Source organism: Bordetella genomosp. 10, from assembly GCF_002261225.1.
GTDB lineage: Bacteria > Pseudomonadota > Gammaproteobacteria > Burkholderiales > Burkholderiaceae_B > Bordetella_C.
Window position 1 is genome coordinate 661,789 of record NZ_NEVM01000005.1, and the last position, 19,375, is coordinate 681,163.

Annotated in this window: 17 protein-coding genes; 6 read left to right on the plus strand and 11 right to left on the minus strand. The window is 68.3% G+C overall.

All coding sequences use genetic code 11. The annotated features are described in order from the left end of the window. Nucleotides 1-13 precede the first annotated feature (13 nt). Nucleotides 14-439 (minus strand): nucleoside-diphosphate kinase, encoded by a 426-nt coding sequence (gene ndk, locus CAL29_RS19265; protein ID WP_094854662.1) that lies wholly within the window; start codon nt 437-439, stop codon nt 14-16. Nucleotides 440-586: 147 nt separating this feature from the next. On the opposite strand from ndk, the gene CAL29_RS19270 reads away from it, so the two are divergent. The 6 genes from CAL29_RS19270 (at nt 587) to CAL29_RS19295 (ending at nt 8,658) form a co-directional block, all read left to right on the plus strand. Continuing rightward, on the plus strand, nt 587-3,499 hold the full coding sequence (locus tag CAL29_RS19270) for a valine--tRNA ligase (RefSeq protein ID WP_094854663.1): 2,913 nt from the start codon (nt 587-589) through the stop codon (nt 3,497-3,499). A gap of 231 nt (nt 3,500-3,730) precedes the next feature. Further along, complete coding sequence (locus tag CAL29_RS19275; protein WP_094854664.1) at nt 3,731-4,744, plus strand: tripartite tricarboxylate transporter substrate binding protein; 1,014 nt, start codon at nt 3,731-3,733, stop codon at nt 4,742-4,744. A 90-nt stretch (nt 4,745-4,834) separates the two neighbouring features. Continuing rightward, nucleotides 4,835-6,328, plus strand: a complete 1,494-nt coding sequence (gene argH, locus CAL29_RS19280; protein WP_094854665.1) for an argininosuccinate lyase — start codon at nt 4,835-4,837, stop codon at nt 6,326-6,328. Nucleotides 6,329-6,483: 155 nt separating this feature from the next. Continuing rightward, complete coding sequence (locus tag CAL29_RS19285) at nt 6,484-7,443, plus strand: LysR family transcriptional regulator (RefSeq protein ID WP_179284110.1); 960 nt, start codon at nt 6,484-6,486, stop codon at nt 7,441-7,443. A gap of 197 nt (nt 7,444-7,640) precedes the next feature. After that, nucleotides 7,641-8,234 (plus strand): nucleotidyltransferase domain-containing protein, encoded by a 594-nt coding sequence (locus CAL29_RS19290; RefSeq protein ID WP_094854667.1) that lies wholly within the window; start codon nt 7,641-7,643, stop codon nt 8,232-8,234. Continuing rightward, a complete protein-coding gene (locus tag CAL29_RS19295; RefSeq protein ID WP_094854668.1) occupies nt 8,212-8,658 on the plus strand; it encodes a hypothetical protein in 447 nt (148 codons plus the stop codon). Before CAL29_RS19290 ends, CAL29_RS19295 begins: the two co-directional genes overlap by 23 nt. A gap of 50 nt (nt 8,659-8,708) precedes the next feature. On the opposite strand, the gene trmD is transcribed toward CAL29_RS19295, so the two are convergent. The 10 genes from trmD to CAL29_RS19345 form a co-directional block, all read right to left on the minus strand. Beyond that, complete coding sequence (gene trmD, locus CAL29_RS19300) at nt 8,709-9,485, minus strand: tRNA (guanosine(37)-N1)-methyltransferase TrmD (protein WP_094854669.1); 777 nt, start codon at nt 9,483-9,485, stop codon at nt 8,709-8,711. After that, nucleotides 9,485-10,129 carry a ribosome maturation factor RimM gene (rimM, locus tag CAL29_RS19305; protein ID WP_094854670.1) on the minus strand — a complete coding sequence of 215 codons (645 nt, stop codon included), beginning with the start codon at nt 10,127-10,129 and terminating at the stop codon, nt 9,485-9,487. The genes trmD and rimM overlap by 1 nt, the downstream gene beginning before the upstream one ends. 25 nt (nt 10,130-10,154) lie before the next feature. Continuing rightward, nucleotides 10,155-10,415, minus strand: a complete 261-nt coding sequence (rpsP, locus tag CAL29_RS19310; protein WP_094854671.1) for a 30S ribosomal protein S16 — start codon at nt 10,413-10,415, stop codon at nt 10,155-10,157. A gap of 96 nt (nt 10,416-10,511) precedes the next feature. Next, nucleotides 10,512-11,483 (minus strand): hydroxymethylbilane synthase, encoded by a 972-nt coding sequence (gene hemC / locus CAL29_RS19315; protein ID WP_094854672.1) that lies wholly within the window; start codon nt 11,481-11,483, stop codon nt 10,512-10,514. A 49-nt stretch (nt 11,484-11,532) separates the two neighbouring features. Further along, nucleotides 11,533-11,790, minus strand: coding sequence for a sulfurtransferase TusA family protein (locus CAL29_RS19320; RefSeq protein WP_094856752.1), 258 nt, complete (start codon nt 11,788-11,790; stop codon nt 11,533-11,535). Between the two features lie 14 nt (nt 11,791-11,804). Continuing rightward, entirely contained in the window at nt 11,805-14,426 is a 2,622-nt protein-coding gene (gene alaS / locus CAL29_RS19325) for an alanine--tRNA ligase (protein WP_094854673.1), read from the minus strand. 135 nt (nt 14,427-14,561) lie between these two features. Further along, nucleotides 14,562-15,617 (minus strand): hypothetical protein, encoded by a 1,056-nt coding sequence (locus tag CAL29_RS19330; RefSeq protein ID WP_094854674.1) that lies wholly within the window; start codon nt 15,615-15,617, stop codon nt 14,562-14,564. Between the two features lie 7 nt (nt 15,618-15,624). Continuing rightward, entirely contained in the window at nt 15,625-16,254 is a 630-nt protein-coding gene (locus CAL29_RS19335) for a type 4 pilus major pilin (protein ID WP_094854675.1), read from the minus strand. Between the two features lie 116 nt (nt 16,255-16,370). Then, nucleotides 16,371-17,546, minus strand: a complete 1,176-nt coding sequence (locus CAL29_RS19340) for a general secretion pathway protein (RefSeq protein WP_256977584.1) — start codon at nt 17,544-17,546, stop codon at nt 16,371-16,373. After that, nucleotides 17,539-19,326 carry an ATPase, T2SS/T4P/T4SS family gene (locus tag CAL29_RS19345; protein WP_256977585.1) on the minus strand — a complete coding sequence of 596 codons (1,788 nt, stop codon included), beginning with the start codon at nt 19,324-19,326 and terminating at the stop codon, nt 17,539-17,541. The genes CAL29_RS19340 and CAL29_RS19345 overlap by 8 nt, the downstream gene beginning before the upstream one ends. Nucleotides 19,327-19,375: the final 49 nt, after the last annotated feature.

The following is a 19,375-nucleotide window of genomic DNA, read 5'->3' on the forward strand; positions in this document are numbered from 1 at the left end:
GCCCCAGCCGCGATCAACGGCTGTGGATGTTGATTTCGGGGAAGAAGAAAGCCACTTCGACCGCGGCGGTTTCCGGCGCGTCCGAGCCGTGCACGGCGTTGGCGTCGATGCTGTCGGCGAAGTCGGCGCGGATGGTGCCGGCGGCGGCCTTCTTGGGGTCGGTGGCGCCCATCAGGTCACGGTTCTTCTGGATGGCGTCCTCGCCTTCCAGCACTTGCACGAAGACCGGGCCGGAAACCATGAAGTCGACCAGGTCCTTGAAGAAGGGACGTTCCTTGTGCACAGCGTAAAAACGCTCGGCGTCAGCGCGGGAAAGCTGCTGCAGGCGGGCAGCGATCACCTTCAGGCCGGCCTGCTCGAAACGGGCCACGATTTGGCCGATAACGTTCTTCGCCACGGCGTCGGGCTTGATAATCGAGAGGGTACGTTGGACAGACATGAAAACTCCAATAAAAACAGGGACTTCTAACAGGTTTACAGTAACCGGCCATTCTAGCATGCCTATAAGGGCCGTCTACATCATAAAATCGCATGTTTGACCCGCCGACGTTGGATCGGTCGGGCGATCTGTCCCCGGAACCGTGTAATGAATAAAGCCGTGAACGACGCCGCGCAATCCGCCGCGTCCCCCGCCGCCCCTGCCGAGACACAGGAACTCGCCAAAAGCTTCGAGCCGGCCGATCTCGAAGCGCGCTGGTACGCCGAATGGAACCGGCGCGGCTATTTCGATGGCGGCCGCCACGTCAATACAGGTTCTGGAGACCAAAGTTACACCATCCAGTTCCCGCCGCCCAATGTAACGGGCACGCTGCACATGGGCCACGCCTTCAACCAGACCATCATGGACGGGCTGGCCCGCTATCGCCGCATGTCGGGCGACGACACCGTGCTGATCCCCGGCACCGACCATGCCGGCATCGCCACCCAGATCGTGGTGCAGCGCCAACTGGACGCCCAGAACATTTCCCGCCACGACCTCGGCCGCGCGAAGTTCGTCGAGAAGGTCTGGGAGTGGAAGGAACAGTCCGGCAGCACCATCACCGGCCAGATGCGCCGCCTGGGCGCCTCGGCCGACTGGCACCGCGAATACTTCACCATGGACGAGCGCATGTCGCGCGGCGTGGTGGAAACCTTCGTGCGCCTGTACCGCGAAGGCCTGATCTACCGCGGCAAGCGCCTGGTCAACTGGGACCCCAAGCTGCTGACGGCGGTGTCGGACCTGGAAGTGCAGTCGGAGGAAACCGACGGCTTCATGTGGCACATCACCTACCCCTTCGTCGACGGGCCGCAGACCATCGTCGACAAGGAAGGCCGCACGGTCACCCTGCGCGGCATGACCATCGCCACCACACGGCCCGAGACCATGCTGGCCGACGGCGCGCTGTGCGTGCACCCGGACGACGAGCGCTACCGCCACCTGGTCGGCAAGCTGGTGGAGCTGCCGCTGTGCGACCGCAACATTCCCATCATCGCGGACGATTTCGTCGATCCGGACTTCGGCACGGGTTGCGTCAAGATCACCGGCGCCCATGACTTCAACGACTATGCCTGCGCCTTGCGCCACGACCTGCCGCTGATCGTCATCTTCACGCCCGACGCCCACATCAACGACAACGGCCCGGCCCGGTTCCGCGGCATGGAGCGCTATGAAGCGCGCAAGGCCGTCGTCGCCGCGCTGGAGGAAGAGGGCTACCTGGCCAAGGTCGAACCGCACAAGATGATGCAGCCCAAGGGCGACCGCACCGGCGTCGTGCTGGAGCCCATGCTGACCGACCAGTGGTTCGTCGCCATGAGCAAGCCGGCGCCCGAAGGCACGCTGCATCCCGGCAAGAGCATCACCGAGGTGGCGCTGGAAGTGGTGGCCGACGGCCGCGTGTCCTTCTATCCCGAAAACTGGACCACCATCTACAACCAGTGGCTGAACAACATCCAGGACTGGTGCATTTCGCGCCAGTTGTGGTGGGGCCACCAGATCCCGGCCTGGTATGCCGAGGACGGCTCGATCTTCGTCGCGCACAACGAGGAAGACGCCCTCGCGCAGGCCCGCGCCGCCGGCGTGCAGGGCCCGCTGCAACGCGACCCCGACGTGCTCGACACCTGGTTCTCGTCGGCGCTGGTGCCCTTCACCGACCTGGGCTGGCCCGAGCAGACGCCGGACCTGGCGCGCTACCTGCCGTCCAGCGTGCTGGTGACCGGCTTCGACATCATCTTCTTCTGGGTGGCGCGCATGGTCATGATGACCACCCACCTGACCGGCCAGATCCCGTTCAAGCACGTCTACGTGCACGGCCTGATCCGCGACGCCGACGGCCAGAAGATGAGCAAGTCCAAGGGCAACACGCTGGATCCGGTCGACCTGATCGACGGCGTGGACCTGGAAACGCTGGTGCGCAAGCGCACCTACGGCCTGATGAACCCCAAGCAGGCGGGCCAGATCGAGAAGGCCACGCGGCGCCAGTATCCGGACGGCATCCCCGCCTTCGGCGCCGATGCGCTGCGCTTCACCATGGCCGCCTACGCCACGCTGGGCCGCAACATCAACTTCGACCTCAAGCGCTGCGAGGGCTACCGCAACTTCTGCAACAAGCTGTGGAACGCCACGCGCTTCGTGCTGATGAACACCGAGGGCCATGACCTGAGCCAGGCGGCTGCCGCGGGCGAAACCTCCTTCGTGGACCGCTGGATCGTCAGCCAGTTGCAGGAACTGGAAACCGAGGTCGCGCGCGGCTTCGCCGACTATCGCTTCGACAACGTCGCCAACGCGCTCTACCGCTTCGTATGGGACGAGTATTGCGACTGGTACGTCGAACTGGCCAAGGTGCAGATCCAGAACGGCACGCCGGCCCAGCAACTGGGCACGCGCGCCACGCTGATCCGCGTGCTGGAAGTGGTGCTGCGCCTGGCGCACCCCATCATTCCCTTCATCACGGAAGAGCTGTGGCAGAAGGTGTCGGTGGTGGCCGGCAAGCGCGCCGCCGGCAAGGACGACAGCGTCAGCGTGCAGCCCTACCCGGTCGCCAACCCGGCGGCGATCGACAAGGCCGCCGAGGCCGACGTCGCCAACCTGAAGGCCCAGGTCGAAGCCGTGCGCGCCCTGCGCGGCGAGATGAACCTGTCGCCCGCGCAGAAGGTGCCGCTGGTGGCCCAGGGCGACCGCGCCGAGCTGGAGCGCAACGGCCCCTACCTGGCCGCGCTGGCGCGCCTGAGCGAAGTGGAAACGGTGGCCGCCCTGCCCGACGTCGGCGCGCCCGTGCAGGTGGTGGGCAGCGCCCGCCTGATGCTGCGCGTGGAGATCGACGTGGCCGCCGAGACCGCCCGCCTGGACAAGGAAATCGCCCGCCTGGAAGGCGAGATCGCCAAGGCCAACGGCAAGCTGTCCAATGCCAGCTTCGTCGAACGCGCGCCGGCCGCGGTGGTCGAGCAGGAACGGGCCCGCCTGGGCCAGTTCAGCGAGACGCTGGCCAAGGTGCGCGAGCAGCGGGGCAAGCTCGCGGCCTGATTTCGCCTATCCAGTTCGTCACTCAGACCCCGGCGGTCGGACAAGCAGTCCGGTCGCCGGGGTTTTTCTTTGTTCTCTCGCATTCTCACAAGGAATGAATAACGGCATTTATTTGATTTGACCGTGTTTTCCACCGGCTGCTCAAATCTGAACCGCCGGGGCGCCTGTCTGTCTTCCCCCGCGGCGCCCGAGTCCTTGCCCTTGCCCGGCGGACGAAATGTGGAGAGCACCATGAACGACGACATGCGAAAACCTGGGCCGGGGCGGCCGGCTTCCCGGCTTGCCCGGTGGGGCGCGGCGCTGGGGCTCCTGGCCGCCGGCTGGGGCATGGCCGCGGCCGCCGGCGCCGCTTCCTTTCCCGACCACCAGATCGAGCTCGTCGTGCCGTTTTCTCCCGGCGGCTCCACCGATGCCATGGCGCGCTACGCCGCGCCCCGCCTGAGCAAGCTGCTGGGCGTGCCGGTAGTGGTGATGAACAAGCCCGGCGCGGGCGGCGCCATCGGCACCAGCTACGTGCTGGCGCAGCCCGACGGCTATCGCATCATGACGGGCGGCAACTCGAATCTGGGCCCCCTGCTGGTGCCGGGCAGCAACCTGGCCCGCTACAAGCTCGACGACATCGCCCCGCTCGGCATGAGCACCACGAATACGATGGCGATCGTCTGCAACACCGGCCGCTACCGGGACTTCGCGGCCTTCGCCGGCGACATCAAGGACAAACCGGCCGGAACGGTCCGCATCGCTTCCTGGGGACCGCGCAGCCCGTCGCATTTCTACATCGAGATACTGGCGCAGCAGATCGGCCGCAAGGTCCTGCACATCCCGTTCGCTGGCGGCAACGACGCCATGCTGGCGACCATGGGCGACCACGTCGACGCGGCGGTGGTGACGCTGGCCACCGCCCTGCCCCACGTGCAGGCCGGCAAGCTGAAAGTGCTGGCGGTGACCTCGGCCGAACGGTCGGCGGACCTGCCGGACGTGCCCTCCATCAAGGAACTCGGCTATCCCAAGGCGGTGTACGTGTCCTTCGACGGCTTCGCCACGGCCGCGGCGGTGCCGCCGGACCGGATCGCCCGGTTGCGGGCCGCCATGGAGACGGTCCTGACCGACCGCGAGTACCAGGCGGAGATCAAGAAAATGGGCGCCGATCCGCAGTTCATGAACGGCACGGACTACGCGGCCTTTCTGCGCCGCAACCTGCAGACGCTGAGCGAGATCGCCGCCTCCGCCGACATGGAGCAATAGCGCCGCGGCGGCGCGCCGTTCATCCGCTTTTCATCGATTTTCATCGCTGTTTATCGCGGTTCATCGCCGCCTATCGAACGAGAGGAAAAAGTGGGCCGACTCAAATCCGAAGCCAAGGCACCCGAACTGGTCGAATACGTCATGGCGCCTTTCCTGGCCGACATGGGACAGTACTTCGACGCGCACCTGCGCATCCACAAGGCGCACGTGGTCATGCTGTGCGAGCAGCGCCTGGTGGACGCGGAAGAAGGCGGAAGCATCCTGGCGGCGCTGCGCGAGATGGAGCGGGCCGGGCCGGAGGGGTTGGCGCTGCATCACGATACCGATCTCTATATGCAGATGGAGGCCTACGTCAGCCGCCGGGCGCCGAAGGCGGGCGGGAAGATGCACATGGGCCGCAGCCGCAACGACCTCTACGCCTGCGGCGCGCGCCTCCTGACGCGCGACCGGCTGGCCGCGCTGATCGCCGACCTGCTCGACCTGCAAGAGGCCGTCCTGGCGCGAGCCGAGGAGCACGCCGTCACGGTCATGCCGGGCTATACCCACCTGCAGCACGCCGAGCCCATCACGCTGGGCCATTTCCTGCTGGCGTTCCACGACGCCCTGGCGCGCGACCTCAAGCGCCTCGCCGCGGCCTACGACAACGCCAACCAGAATGCGCTGGGCAGCAGCGCCCTGGCCGGTTCGAGCTTTCCGCTGGACCGCGAGCGCACCGCCGCTTTGCTGGGTTTCGACGGCCTCGTGGAGAATTCGTACGATGCGGTGGCGGCGCGCGACTATGTCGTCGAGGCCATGGGCGCGCTGGCCGTGATGGCGTCGACCGTGGCCCGCGTGGTCGATACGCTGATCATCTGGTGCACGTCCGAATTCGGCATGATCGACATGCCGGACAGCTACGGCTACACCAGCAGCATCATGCCGCAGAAGCGCAATCCGGGGTATTTCCTGGAAAGCGTGCGCTGCAAGTCGGCGCGCATCACGGGCGATATGTCGAGCGCGCTGTGCACATTGAAGGGCACGACCTTCGCCCAATCGCGCGACACCAGCTTCGAAATCACCATCGCCCTGTTCCGCGCCTTCGGCGAGGCGCGCGGCATCGTCAACGTCATGCGCGGCGTGGCGCGGGCCATGATCGTCAATGCCGACGCCATGCAGCAGAATTGCGCGCGCGAATTCTCCGGGGCGACGGAAATCGCCAACTTCCTGGTCAGGGAACGGGCATTGAATTTCCGCAGCGCCTACATGATCGTCGCCAATACCGTGCGGCTGGCCTGCGAACGCGGGCTGGGGCCGGCGGCGGTCACGCCGGCGCTGGTCGACGAAGCCGCGCGGGAGGTGCTGGGCCGGCCGGTCGACTTGCCCGAGCCGGCGCTGCGGCAGGCGCTCTCCCCGGCCGCCAACGTCGAGCTCAAGCGCACCGCGGGCAGCCCCAGCCGCAGCGAGGTGCTGCGCATGCTGGAACGGCGGCAGCGCGACCTGGCGCGCGACCGCGCCGAACACCAGGCCCGGCGCGACCGGCTGGCGCGGGCCGACGGCCTGCTGGAAACGGCGATCGACGCGCTGGCGCCGCCGGCGCGCGCCTGACCCCGGGGCGCCGCCCGCGGGTCCTGGCGGTTTTCCGTGTTCCACGATACATTGCAGGCGTTCTTGCGCGCGCTCGCGGCCATGCCAGGCTCGCCGCGCGCGCAGGCCGTCCACCTCGACTGTACGATCTCGGGAACACAGCGGCGATGGTCACGATGCGGCAACTGGAAGCGCTGTGCGCGGTCATCGAATCGGGCTCCATCAGCGCGGCCGCCGAAAGACTGCATCTATCGCAGCCGGCGGTGAGCAAGATCATCGCGATGCTGGAATACCGCACCAAGCTCAAGCTGTTCGAGCGCGAATACCGCCGCATCGTCCCGACCGCCGAAGCGCTGTACCTGCACACGGAAGCGCGCCGCCTGCTGGCGGACCTGACGAACGTGGACCGGCTGGCCGAGGAACTGCGCACGCTGAACGCGGGCGCGATCTCGCTGGGCTGCATGATGGCGCTCGGCTCCCACGTCGTGCCCGCCATCCTGGCGCGCTTCCTGGAGCGGCGCCCCAAGGTGGACCTGACCTTCCAGATCCGGAGCCCGAACAAGATCATGCAGTGGGCGATCGCGCAGCAGATCGATTTCGGCATCGGCATCACCGCCATGACCCACGAAGCGGTGCAGAAGGAAACGCTGTGCGTCGTCGACGGCGTCTGCGTGCTGCCGCCCGGCCACCGGTTGGCGCGCCGGCCGCACGTGCACGCGACGGACCTGCATGGCGAGCCTTTCATCTCCTTCGTCAAGGAAGGCTATATGCGGCAGACGCTGGACCAGGTCCTCGATGCCCTGGACGTCTCCCCGCGGCGCACGGCCACGGCCTCCAACAGCCATGCCGCCTGCGCCCTGGTGCTGCAAGGCGCAGGGATCGCGGTGGCCGATCCGTACACGGCGGATTTCTTCGCCCCGCACGGCCTGGTCGTCAAGCCCTTCCTGCCCGCGGTCCGCTACGAATTCCAGCTACTCTGGCCCAGGTTCAAGGCGCGCGGCAAGCTGGTGCAAATGCTGGTGGCGGAACTGCGCGAAGGCATCGGCCAATACAACGAAGCCCACGGGCTGCGCGATTTGCGCGATCTGTGCGATTCCCGCACCGACGCCGCGGCCGCGCCGCAACCGCAGTCCTGAGTCAGCGCTTGTCGCCGGCCGCGGCCAGGAGGCTGAGGAAGCGTTCGTCGGCCGGCCAGGGCCGCCGGTTCGCCGCCCAAGTGCATCCAGCAAGGCATTTGGAGGCATCGTGGGGAACAATTGATGTATATTGAACATCAATCGATGTATAACGTACATCAAATCCATAAGCAGCTTTTTGCCCCTGGACGCAGGCCATGAATACACAGATGCTCTCGGAACTCTTTGGCGGCGCCGAGCGATACAAGGCATTGAAATGCTTGTTCGAATCCCCTAGCCGCGACTTCGGGGCACGCGACCTGGCGAGTGCGGCCGGCATCGACCCCGGCAACGCTTCCCGCTGGCTGCGCCGCTGGGCACAGTACGGCCTGCTGGAAAAGAAAGAAATCCTCAACCGGCCTCGTTATTCGGTCTCCCCTGATCCCGCCCTCGCCCACCTGAAGCTGTTCTTCCAGCAGGACAGCGAAGTCGTGCGCGTATTGCGGGAGCAGCTATCGGAGTTGGGCGATCGCGTCATCGCCGCGGCGATATTCGGATCCACCGCAAGAGGCACGGATGGAGCGGATAGCGACATTGACCTCCTTCTTGTTACGAAGATCCCCAGAGTGCAGGCGCAGGCCTCGTTCAAGCCAGCGGGCCGCCAGCTCAAACGCCCCGTGAACGTCACGACGTTCGAGCCGGATCGTTGGCGCGAAGCGGTAGCCAGTGGAAATCCTTTCGCACTGGAACTCCTGGGCGATGCACTCATCGCACTCAAGGGAGATCTGAATGGCATTGCGCAAACCGGGTGATTTCGTAGCCGAAGGCAGCAAGGTGTTCCTGAAGGCGCCGCTGAATCGGGAATCGATCCGAGGTTGGGTAGACATGGCATACGCAAAAGCCAGGGATGCGTCGAATATCGACAACTCGACCAGCACTCGCCTGGGCGCAGCCTACGACGCCGTGTTCAACCTCAGTCTGGCCGTGTTATCGGCGCATGGTTGGCGCTGCACGTCCGCGAATGGCCACCACGTCCAGGTACTGGAAGCCGCGTGCTCCTATGCGGGCGCGGGGCAGCGCCTGTTCGACGAAATGGATGCTGTGCGCGACGCGCGAAACGATCAATACAACGGCGTGGCGCCTGGCGAGGGTGACGTGGCGTCGGCATTGAAGGCCATGAAACAGCTCGTGCCCCTGCTGCTGGATATCGTGCAAGCACATCTGCCCAAGGAATGACGCGCGGACGCGCGGTCATTCGTGGTCATTCGTCATTCGGGAGCTGAAAATCAGCGCTTGTCGCCGGCCGCGGCCAGGAGGCTGAGGAAGCGTTCGTCGGCGGGGGTCAGCAGGCCCTGGCGGCGGGCGGCCTCGAGGAGATCGGGGCGGCGCTGCTGGGTCAGGCGCAGGGACTGCTCGCGGCGCCAGCGGGCGATGTTGGCGTGGTGGCCCGACAGGAGTTCGGGCGGGACGGAGACGCCCTCGTAGACTTCGGGGCGCGTGTAGTGCGGGCTGTCCAGCAGGCCGGAAAGCGCGGGATTGAAGGAATCCTGCACCGCCGACGCGTCGTCGTTGAGCACGCCCGGCATGAGACGCACGGCGGCGTCGATGACGGCGAGGGCCGCCAGCTCGCCGCCGGACAGGACGAAGTCGCCCAGGGAGATCTCGTCGGTCACGCAGCGGTCGATGAAGCGCTGGTCCAGGCCTTCGTAGCGGCCGCAGACAAGCACCGCGCCGGGGCCGGCGGCCAACTGCTGCGCGGCGGCCTGGTCGAAACGGCGGCCGGTGGGCGACATCAGGACGACGGGCGCCGGCGCCAGGCCGGCGGATGCGCGTTGCGACTGGGCGGCCTGCAAGGCAGCCTCCAGCGGACCGGGCATCATGACCATGCCGGGACCGCCGCCGTAAGGACGGTCGTCCACGGTGCGGTGGACGTCATGGGTGTAATCGCGCGGATTCCAGGCGTGCAGGGCCCAGCGGCCCTGCGCGTGCGCGCGTCCGGTCACCCCCAGGTCCCGGACCACGCTGAACATGTCGGGAAACAGGGTAAGGACGTCGAAGCGCATCAGTAGTCCAGCGGCCAGTCGCTGTCGATGCGGCGATTGGCGATGTCGACGGTATGGACGTGCGCCTGGACGAAAGGCACCAGGATTTCGGCCGGACGCCCCTTGGCGTCGAGCACCGCTTGCGCGACGCCCGCCGCGTCCAGGTTCTGCCGGGCGACGCGCAGCACCGAATGCGCGCCGTTGTCCAGCACGCCCTCGACGCGGCCCAGCAGCACGGCAACGCCGTCCTGCTGGCCATACAACGTGCAACCGATGAGATCGACCCAGTAGAACTCGTCGTCTTCCGGTTCGGGAAAAGACGAGCGCGGGGCGTAGACCGCCATGCCGCGCAAGGCCTCGGCCTGGTCGCGGTCGGCGATGCCCGCCAATTGCGCGACCACGGTCGCGCCTTGCGGGCGGGACGTGACGACTTTATGGATCGAGATGGCCGAAGCCGGCGGCTGCGCGGATGCAGCCCCCTTGGCGGGCGTGGCAAGACGCGCCAGCCGCCATTCGGGGATGGAAAGCAGCACGTCGGCATGCGCCGAATGCGGCTGCACCTTCACCCAGCCCCGTACGCCATAAGCGGCGCTGACGCGGCCCAGTTCGATCAGATCATCCGCGCCCGCCGAGGCGGCGGCCGGGACCTTCGTGTTGTCGGGCATGCTCAGCGCTGCAGGCAGGCCCAGCTCAGGCCGCGGCGGAGACTTTCTGCGAGTACGACTTGACCAGGCGTTCCACGGCGGGCGACAGTTGCGCGCCGCTGTCGGTCCAGTGCTTCACGCGATCCAGCGCGATGCGCAGGTTCTCGGTGCCTTCGCTACCGACCGGATTGTAGAAACCGACGCGCTCGATGAAGCGGCCGTCGCGACGGTTGCGCGAATCGGTGGCCACCAGGTTGTAGAACGGACGCTTTTTCGACCCGCCACGGGCCAGACGAATCACCACCATAGGTAATCCCTTGAATTGGTTATGGAAAACAGTAGATTCTAGCATCGATCCGGACCACCCGGCAAATCGATGCGGAAATGTTGTATTTCTGGCGCCTCAGCCTACGTAGCGCGTTTCCTCGATGATGGCCTGGGCGCCCAGGGCGTTCAGGCGCGCGCCCGCGCGGGTGCCCAGCGCCAGGGGATCGGCGTACTCGCTTTCGTCGTAGACCTCGACGGCGCTGCGCCCGTCCAGGGCGATCACCACGCCGCGCAGCCTGAGCCGGCCGCCCTTCACCCAGGCATAGGCGCCGATGGGCGAATCGCAGTGGCCGTTCAGCGCCTTCAGCAGGGCGCGCTCGGCCTGGTAGCAGAACATGGTCTCGCGGTCGTTGATCGCCGCCAGCAGGGCCCGCGCCTCGTCGTTGCCGGTCGCGTACTCCGCCACCACCACGCCCTGCCCGACCGCCGGGCACATTTCAGCCACGGAGAAGACCCGGCTGATGCGCCCGTCCAGGCCGATGCGCTCCAGCCCGTTCTTCGCCAGCAGCAAGGCGTCGACCGGCGGCGTGGCGCCGCCGTAGTTGAACGTCATGGGCACGCCGTCGTCCATGCGCGCGATGCGCTTGTCGGCGGCGCCGCGGAACGGCACCACCTGGCTGTGCGGAAAAAGCCGGCGCAGGAAGGCGGCGCGACGCACCGAGGCGGTGCCGATCACGGCCGGCGCGTCGCCCGTCCAGCCCTGCCTGAGCACCATGCAATCGCGCGCATCGCTGCGCGGCAGGCAGGCGCCGATGGAAAACCGGGTGTCGGCGTAATACTCGTCGTTGCCGGGCAGATCCTTGAGCGAGTGCATCACCATGTCCGCCTCGCCGCGCAGCATCATGTCATGCATGGCGGTGATGAACGCCCCGCCCTTGCCGCCCATTCCGCCCAGGCGGGTCTTCAGGTCGAGATCGGCGGCGGCCGGCCGCGTCACCATTTCGAAGGTGTGCTCGGGAAACCGCAGGCTCAGGGCCCGTATGAGGTCTTCGGTCTGGCGCACCGCCATCAGGCTGGCGCGGGTGCCGATCTTGAAAGTCTTGGCCATGATGATGAATTCCGGAAAGCCTGGGCCTGTGAACGGTTCGGCGGCGCGCTCAGCGGCGCCGCAAATAATGCACGCCCACGCCCTCGTCTTCCTGCTGCGCCAGCAAGGCGTTGCCGGTCTGCTTGCAAAACGCCTGGAAGTCGCGGATCGCGTTGCGGTCCGTGGTCAGCACCTTGAGCACCTGGCCGCTTTGCAACTGGGCCAGGGCCTTCTTCGCGCGCAGGATGGGCAAGGGGCAGTTCAGCCCCTTGGCGTCGATTTCCAGGTCGGCCGGCGGCGCGGGGCTGGGCGTATCGGCGGCGTCCATGTCGGCGGCGTCCATCAGAGGCGCTCTTCCACCCACTGGCGCACGCTGGCGATGGCGCCCGGCAGGGCATCGGCGTCGCTGCCGCCGCCCATGGCCATGTCGGGCCGGCCACCGCCCTTGCCGCCGATCTGCGACGAGACGAAGCCGACCAGTTCGCCGGCCTTGACGCGGCCGGTCAGGTCGGCCGTGACGCCGCCCACCACGCTGATCTTGCCGTCCTGCGAGCCCGCCAGCAAGACCACGGCGGACTTCAGCTTGTCCTTGAGCTGGTCGACCATGCCGCGCAGCGCCTTGGGATCGACGGCGCCGATGCCGGCGGCCAGCACCTTGACGCCCTTGACGTCGATGGTGGCCTTGGCCGCCAGGTCGTTGCCGGCGCTCGCCGCCAGCTTGCTGCGCGCCTGGTCCAGTTCCTTCTCCAGGGCCTTGACCTGCTCCTGCACCTGGGCGATGCGATCGGGCAGTTCGGCCGGGGGCGTGCGCAGCGCGCCGGCGGCGCGGCCGAGCAAGGCGGTCTGCGCCTGCGCCCAGGCCAGGGTGTTGTCGCCCGTGATAGCCTCGATGCGGCGCACGCCCGCGGCCACGCCGGATTCGGCGACGATCTTGAACATGCCGATGTCGCCGGTGCGCGATACGTGCGTGCCGCCGCACAGTTCGCGCGAAAAACCGATATCCAGCACCCGCACGGTGTCGCCGTACTTCTCGCCGAACAGCGCCATGGCGCCGCCCTTGACGGCGTCGTCGTAGGCCATCACCTGGGCCTGGGTCGCGTGGTTGGCCAGGATCTCGGCGTTGACGATGGCCTCGACGCGCGCGATCTGCTCGGCGGTCATGGGGGCGTCCTGCGCGAAGTCGAAGCGGGTCTTGTCCGGGTCGACCAGCGAGCCGCGCTGCTGCACGTGCGCGCCCAGCACCTGGCGCAGGGCCTTGTGCATGAGGTGGGTCGCGGAGTGGTTGCGCACGGTGCGCGCGCGGCGCACGCCGTCGACGCGGGCCAGCAGGGTGTCGCCCACCGCCAGGTGGCCCGACTCCAGCTTGCCGTGATGGCCGAACACGCCGGCCTGCACCTTCTGCGTATCGGCCACGGCGAAGCGCACGCCGGCGGCTTCCAGCAGGCCGGTGTCGCCCACCTGGCCGCCGGACTCGGCGTAGAAAGGCGTGGCGTCCAGCACCACCACGGCATCCTGGCCGGCCTCGATGCGCGGCACCGACGTGCCGTTGGCGTACAGCGCGACGACCTTCACGCCGTCCAGTTCCAGATGCTCGTAGCCTTCGAAGCGCGTTTCGGCGCCCTCGTAGCTCAGGCCCTCGGCCATCTTGAACTTGCCGGCGGCGCGGGCCTGCTCGCGCTGGCGCGCCATGGCGGTGTCGAAACCGGCCAGGTCGACCTCCACCTTGCGCTCGCGGCAGATGTCGGCCGTCAGGTCGACCGGGAAGCCGTAGGTGTCGTACAGCGTGAACAGCGTGGTGCCGTCGAGCTGGCCGCCGGCCGGCACGTTGGCCAGGGCGCCTTCGAGGATCTTCATGCCGTTTTCGAGGGTTTCGCCGAAACGCTCCTCTTCCTGCTTCAGCACCTGGGCCACGCGGTCGGCCGTGTTGGCCAGTTCCGGATAGGCCTCGCCCATCTCGGCGACCAGGTCGGCCACCAGGCGATGGAAGAAAGGCTTGGTCTGGCCCAGTTTGTAGCCGTGGCGCAGGGCGCGGCGGATGATACGGCGCAGCACGTAGCCGCGGCCTTCGTTGCTGGGGATGACGCCGTCGACGATCAGGAAGGAACAGGCGCGGATGTGGTCCGCGATGACCTTCAGCGAATTGTCGCCCAGGTCCTTGACGCCGGTCTCGCGGGCGGCGGCGGCGATCAGGTGCTGGAACAGGTCGATTTCGTAGTTGGAGTGCACGCCTTGCAGCACCGCGGCGATGCGCTCCAGGCCCATGCCGGTGTCGACGCAGGGCTTGGGCAGGCGCGGCATGTTGCCGGCGGCGTCGCGCTCGAACTGCATGAACACCAGGTTCCAGATTTCGATATAGCGGTCGCCGTCTTCCTCGGGCGATCCCGGGGGGCCGCCCCAGATTTCCGGACCGTGGTCGTAGAAGATTTCCGAGCAGGGGCCGCAGGGGCCGGTGTCGGCCATCTGCCAGAAGTTGTCCGAGGCGTAGCGGGCGCCCTTATTGTCGCCGATGCGGATGATGCGCTCGGCCGGCACGCCCACTTCCTTGGCCCAGATGTCGTAGGCTTCGTCGTCTTCCTGGTAGACCGTGACCCACAGCTTCTCGGCGGGCAGCTTGTAGACCTGGGTCAGGAGCTCCCAGGCGTAATGGATGGCGTCGCGCTTGAAGTAGTCGCCAAAGCTGAAATTGCCCAGCATTTCGAAGAACGTATGGTGGCGCGCCGTGTAGCCGACGTTCTCCAGGTCATTGTGCTTGCCGCCGGCCCGCACGCTGCGCTGCGACGAGGTCGCGCGGGTGTAGGCGCGCGTTTCCTTGCCGGTGAACACGTCCTTGAACTGGACCATCCCCGAGTTGGTGAACAGCAGCGTCGGGTCGTTGCTCGGCACGAGCGAGGACGACGGGACGATGGTGTGACCCTTGGACTGGAAAAACTGCAGGAATTTCTGGCGAATCTCGGAGGATTTCATCTTGGATGAATCTGCATGGGCATTTTGGGCAATCCTCGATTATATGCAATCGGCCGCCGTTTCCCGGGGGAACGGGTCCGGGCCGCGCGCGCATCCCCCGATTTCACGGCGGGCGCGAACGTCCGGGGCGCGGCGCTAGCGTACGCACACGTAGCCCCTCGTGCTGGCGCCGTCGTCGCCGCCATCGCTCTCCCGGGATACCTGGATGGCGGCATGGCCCGCCGGGCAACTGCAATCCCCCGTCCGGGGGTTGGCGGTGGACGCCAGCGCGGCTGTCCTGCAGCCGAAGCGGGAGTCGACGGAAAACGCGCCGCCGAAACCGCCGGGCGTCGACCAGCGGCCATCGACGCAGGACAGGGACGCGCCGTCCTGCGCCCTCGCCATCAGGCCGTCCGGCGCGCAGGAAGCGCCCATCCGCGCCACGGCGCCGACGAGCAGATGCCCGTCCGTGCTCAGCCGTCCCGCCGCGTGCATGGCGCCGGCGGCCCCGACGTCGCCCTGGAAATCCGGATTGCGGCGGTCGCCCAGGCGCAGATAGGGCCATGTGCCGGCAAGGTCCAGCCCCGCCCAGACGGCCACCGTCCCGGCCGCCAGGCGGCCCATGCCCGGCGCGAGCGGATTGGCAAAGTGGAAATTGGGGCCACGCAGGCGGTCGGAGGCCCGCGCGTCGACATGTCCACCATAGCCGCCGGCCGCCGCCAGGATCTCGGCCACGATGGCGGGGTCGCCTTGCGCGCCGGCCGCGTCGTTCAGGGCGCCCGCCGGCGCGACGCTGTACGCCAGCGCGTCCAGGCGGCAGCCTTCCGCCGGGCACGCCGGGTCGCGCAGGATGCGCATGGCGACCCGCATCCCGCCGGGCGCCGCGGTCGGGAAACCGGACGGCAGGTGGCCATGGCGTATCAGTTCCTCCAGGCGCGGGGCGTGGGGATCGGCATAGGCGGGGCCGCCCTGCGCGTCGCGCGGCGGCACGCCTTGCGCCAGGTCGTCCCGATGGCGCGCCAGCATGCGGGCCAGCGCGCCGCGGATTTCGAGCAGCCAGGCCCCGGCCGCCCGTCCGGCGGCGGCGTCGGCCTCGCGCCGCCATGCGTCGGCGCCCCATACCGCGGCCAGGCAGGCCACGGCCAGGACGAAGGCGAGTTCGAACATCAGATAGCCGCCCTGGCGATGGGAGCGGCGGGATAGCGGGCCCATCGCTGCCTCACCGCACCGTGAAAACGAACGTATTGGCGTCGCCTGCGCTGCACTGTTCCTGCGCGCGGGCCGCGTCGTAGGGCTGGGCGGGAATGCTGGTGGCGTCCTTCACCACGACGCTGCCGCCCCTGCCCTCGACCGCGATGACGTCGGCCATGCGCTGCATGACGGCCGCCAGCGTGGGACAGGCGGCATCGTTGACGTGGGTCGCGGTCAGGGTGAAGGCGGAGCCTGCCCCGCCCTCGCCCACCGCCGCGGGCGCCAGCGTCAGTGTGCCATGGCCGCCGCGCCCCTTCCCGCCCAGGCCATGGGCCACCGAGGCCGAGGCGCCTTCCCCCGTCACCGCGATCACCGACGAGCCGCGCAGGGCTTGCGCCAGCAGGCCGGTGTGCACCCCGGCATAAGGCGTGGGCCCGCTGCCCTGGGCATTGGTCTTGGCGTGCGTGATGTAGCGCTGCAGCGCCTCGCCGACCTTGGGCACCTTGTTTTCAATCACGAAGGAGCCCAGCGCGGGGACGCCGATGATGGCGATCAGCAGCACGATGGCGGTGACGATGGAGACTTCGATGAGCGAGAAGCCGGCGGTAAGGCGCGGCCAGGCGGGGCGCGGGACGTGGCGGGTCGGAGCGGTTGTCATGGAAGGGGCATCCTCGGGACAGGGTTGAAGAGCGGGGTTGAAGAAATCGGGGTTGAAGAAAGCGGCGAAGAAATCGGAAAAAGGCGAAGAAAACGGGCAGGCGCAGTCCCCGGCGATCAGCCGCCGTGCATCCGTGTCATGGCATGGCGCATCTCATCGATGACGGCGTAGTGCCAGAAGGTCAGGCCCAGCACCGTCGCCAGCCCGCAGGCCAGCAGGCACCAGCGCAGGACGCCGGCCTGGATGCGCAGGCGCGGGAGAAAGCGGGTTTCGAGACGTTGGCGCGTGCGCGCGATGCCGTCCTCGACGCCGTGCGCGGCCACCATGTCGGCGAGATACCAGCCCGTGTCGGCGTCGATCAGGCCGGTGTCGAAGGTGTCGCCGCCGACCAGCCCGGCGTCGATGCGCGCGATCATCGCGGCGATGTGCGCGGCGAACCAGGGCGAGGCGTCGCGGCCCAGCATGAACAGCGCCTCGCGCAGCCGCGTGTCGACGTTGCCGCGCTGGCGCACCAGCACGGACAGCAGCGCCAGGAAGCGGATGCAATGGAAATCGCGATACAGGCGCCAGGGCGTCCGGCGGTCGAGCCAGTCGCGCAGGCGGCCCGTGTGTCGCGGCAAGGCCGCCAGGAAACCCCACAGCAGCGCCCCGCCGGCCAGGCAGCACAGCGGCAAGCCGGCGCGCAGCCAGTCCGCGCCCTGGAACAGCGCGCGCGTCAGTCCGCCATGCCACGCCGCGGGCACGGACTGGAAAACCGCCTGCAAGCGCGGCACGGTCCAGAGCGGCACGCTGCCGGCCAGCAACAGCGCGACGGCCAGCGCCGCCACGCCCACCGCGCAATTGGCCAGCAGGATGCGCCGCGCCTGGTCGATCAGCGTCACGGCGCGCGCCAGGTCGCGCAAGGTGGCGGCGAACGCCCCGCCGCCGGCGTCCTGCGCCACCCGCAGCAAGGCCAGCTCGCCGGGCGGCAGCGTGCCGGCCCAGGCCTGCGCCACGTCGCCCGCGGACCGCTCGTAGGCCACGGACCAATGGCGCGCCAGGCGTCCGCGCGCCGTCGTCCGTCCGTGCCGCAACGCATCGTCATCGAAGATATCGCGCAAGGTCTTGCGCCCTTGCAAGCCATCCAGCAGATCCGCCAGGTATTCGTAGTAATGCGCGCGATGCGCGGCGAAGACGGCCGCGTCGCGGCGCAGGCTCGCACGCCGCCAATACGCGCGGCAGCGGTCGGCCAACGCGGCGGCGAAGGCGCCGGGGTCGCGATGAAAAAGAGGGGCGCGCCGAGATTCACGCATGCAGGGTCTCCCGCCAGGCGGCGCGCTCCAGGGCCACCGTTTCGAAGGCACAAAAGCGGCTTTCGATATCGCGCGGATCGATCAGGCCGAGAGAGGCCTTGTAGAGCGCGCAGGCCATGGCGGTCTTGCCGCGCATGTCGGCGTCGGCGATGGGCGCGGTGGCGCGCTCGCGCCACTGGCGGCGCAGGCGCACGTAATCGCGATTGCGCACGCTGCACAGGAAGGCCTCGTCCAGGCTCGGCTCTATCATTTCCGCCACCACGGTGCGGCCATTCAGTCCGCGCAGTTGCGGCAGGTCCGCCTGTTCGCAGGCGGGGCAGCCGGCGGGATTGCGCACGCGCAGCGACGCCGCGTCCAGCGCGTACAGGTCCAGCAGGCGCGCGGCCCAATTCCGGTGGCGCGCGCCATCGGCGCCGCGGTAGAGCGCGTCCAGGGGCAGCGCGCAAGCCGGGCATAGCCGCGGCAGCAAGGCCTGCCAGACCAGCAGCTTGAGCACGCCCGGGATAGCCAGGAAGTCGCGCGACACGCCGATGAAATCGGAAGCAAGGCGCTCGGGGATCATCCAGGCCGCGGCGGCGTGCGTCGTGGTGTAAAGGTTGACGCCGGATCCCGCCAGGTCCATGAACGCGCGCCCGGTTTCGGCGTCGCGTATTTCCCCCACCAGCAGGTCGTGCATGGCGCAGCGCTTGATGGTCCGCAGCTTGGCGTCGAACACCGACGGCGCGGACGCGTCCAGGCTGCGCCCCACGGTATTCTGCAAGGCATTGGCGATGAGGTATTCGACCGGGTCTTCCAGCGTGATGACCTTGCGCGTGGCGGGCAGGGACCGGATCAGGGCGGCGATGGTGGTCGACTTGCCGGCCCCCACGGCGCCGGCCAGGACGACCGCGCCGCCGTCGGCCAGGCAGACGCGCCGCAGCATGTCGATCTGCGTGTCCAGATAGCCCAGCGCCTGCAGCGACCAGGCCGCGCCGTCGGCTTGGGGGCGCAGCACGCGCAGGCAGACGGACGGTCCGCTGTCTGCGGCCAGCGAGGTCCAGCGCAAGAGGACGGGGCTGCCGTCCACCTCGATATCCAGGCGTCCCTGCTGTTCGATGCGCGGATCGAACACCGCGCCGTTGCCGCCACGCACGTCCATCCACGCAACGGCCAGCATTTCCATCAGGGTCGCGGTGGGCATATGGCGGAAACGCGCCGGCGTCACGTAGCTGCCGCCCAGCGTGTAGCGCACCTCCGATTCGGGACGTTGCAGGAACACGTTGAAATGCACGTCGCTGGCGTTCTGCCTGACGCCCCAGGCGACAAGATCGACGAAGGCCGCGGCCAGCGCCGACTTGTGACGGTCCGCCAGCACCGCGCGGCGATTGCGCAGTTGATCGGCGCCGAGCTGGCCGCGCGCGACCGCCAGCAACAAGGCCGCGGGCAGCAGATAGCGGGAGGGCCGCGCCATGCGATAGCCCCGCCGCACGATCAGGCGCTCCAGTTCGTCGGCCTGGTCGCCGGCGGCGTAGTCCGCGAGCAGGAATATCGCCACGGTGCCGTCGCGCAGCACCACCGGACAGAGATGGCCCGACAACGCCGCCAGGTCGAACTCGTCGTTCAGGGGGCGCAGGAAGGCCGGCGACAGGCGCGCGATGTCGTCCTGGCTGGCCAGATGCGGCAGGCTGGCCGTGGATTTGGCGGCCGGCGTCGCGGCGGATACGGCAGCCGCGGCGGCGCTCGATTCGCGGCGCATGGTGGGCGCGGCGGCGACGGATTCATGGCGCGTGGTGGATGCCATGGCGCCTGTTTCGCGGCGCGCGGTGAGTGCCGTGGCGCTGGATTCGCGC

Coding starts and splice junctions, on each gene's coding strand:
- ndk (WP_094854662.1), bottom strand. CDS start 439: ATGTCTGTCCAACGTACCCTCTCGATTATCAAGCCCGACGCCGTGGCG.
- CAL29_RS19270 (WP_094854663.1), top strand. CDS start 587: ATGAATAAAGCCGTGAACGACGCCGCGCAATCCGCCGCGTCCCCCGCC.
- CAL29_RS19275 (WP_094854664.1), top strand. CDS start 3,731: ATGAACGACGACATGCGAAAACCTGGGCCGGGGCGGCCGGCTTCCCGG.
- CAL29_RS19285 (WP_179284110.1), top strand. CDS start 6,484: ATGCGGCAACTGGAAGCGCTGTGCGCGGTCATCGAATCGGGCTCCATC.
- CAL29_RS19290 (WP_094854667.1), top strand. CDS start 7,641: ATGAATACACAGATGCTCTCGGAACTCTTTGGCGGCGCCGAGCGATAC.
- CAL29_RS19295 (WP_094854668.1), top strand. CDS start 8,212: ATGGCATTGCGCAAACCGGGTGATTTCGTAGCCGAAGGCAGCAAGGTG.
- trmD (WP_094854669.1), bottom strand. CDS start 9,485: ATGCGCTTCGACGTCCTTACCCTGTTTCCCGACATGTTCAGCGTGGTC.
- rimM (WP_094854670.1), bottom strand. CDS start 10,129: ATGCCCGACAACACGAAGGTCCCGGCCGCCGCCTCGGCGGGCGCGGAT.
- rpsP (WP_094854671.1), bottom strand. CDS start 10,415: ATGGTGGTGATTCGTCTGGCCCGTGGCGGGTCGAAAAAGCGTCCGTTC.
- hemC (WP_094854672.1), bottom strand. CDS start 11,483: ATGGCCAAGACTTTCAAGATCGGCACCCGCGCCAGCCTGATGGCGGTG.
- CAL29_RS19320 (WP_094856752.1), bottom strand. CDS start 11,790: ATGGACGCCGCCGATACGCCCAGCCCCGCGCCGCCGGCCGACCTGGAA.
- alaS (WP_094854673.1), bottom strand. CDS start 14,426: ATGAAATCCTCCGAGATTCGCCAGAAATTCCTGCAGTTTTTCCAGTCC.
- CAL29_RS19330 (WP_094854674.1), bottom strand. CDS start 15,617: ATGGGCCCGCTATCCCGCCGCTCCCATCGCCAGGGCGGCTATCTGATG.
- CAL29_RS19335 (WP_094854675.1), bottom strand. CDS start 16,254: ATGACAACCGCTCCGACCCGCCACGTCCCGCGCCCCGCCTGGCCGCGC.
- CAL29_RS19340 (WP_256977584.1), bottom strand. CDS start 17,546: ATGCGTGAATCTCGGCGCGCCCCTCTTTTTCATCGCGACCCCGGCGCC.
- CAL29_RS19345 (WP_256977585.1), bottom strand. CDS start 19,326: ATGGCATCCACCACGCGCCATGAATCCGTCGCCGCCGCGCCCACCATG.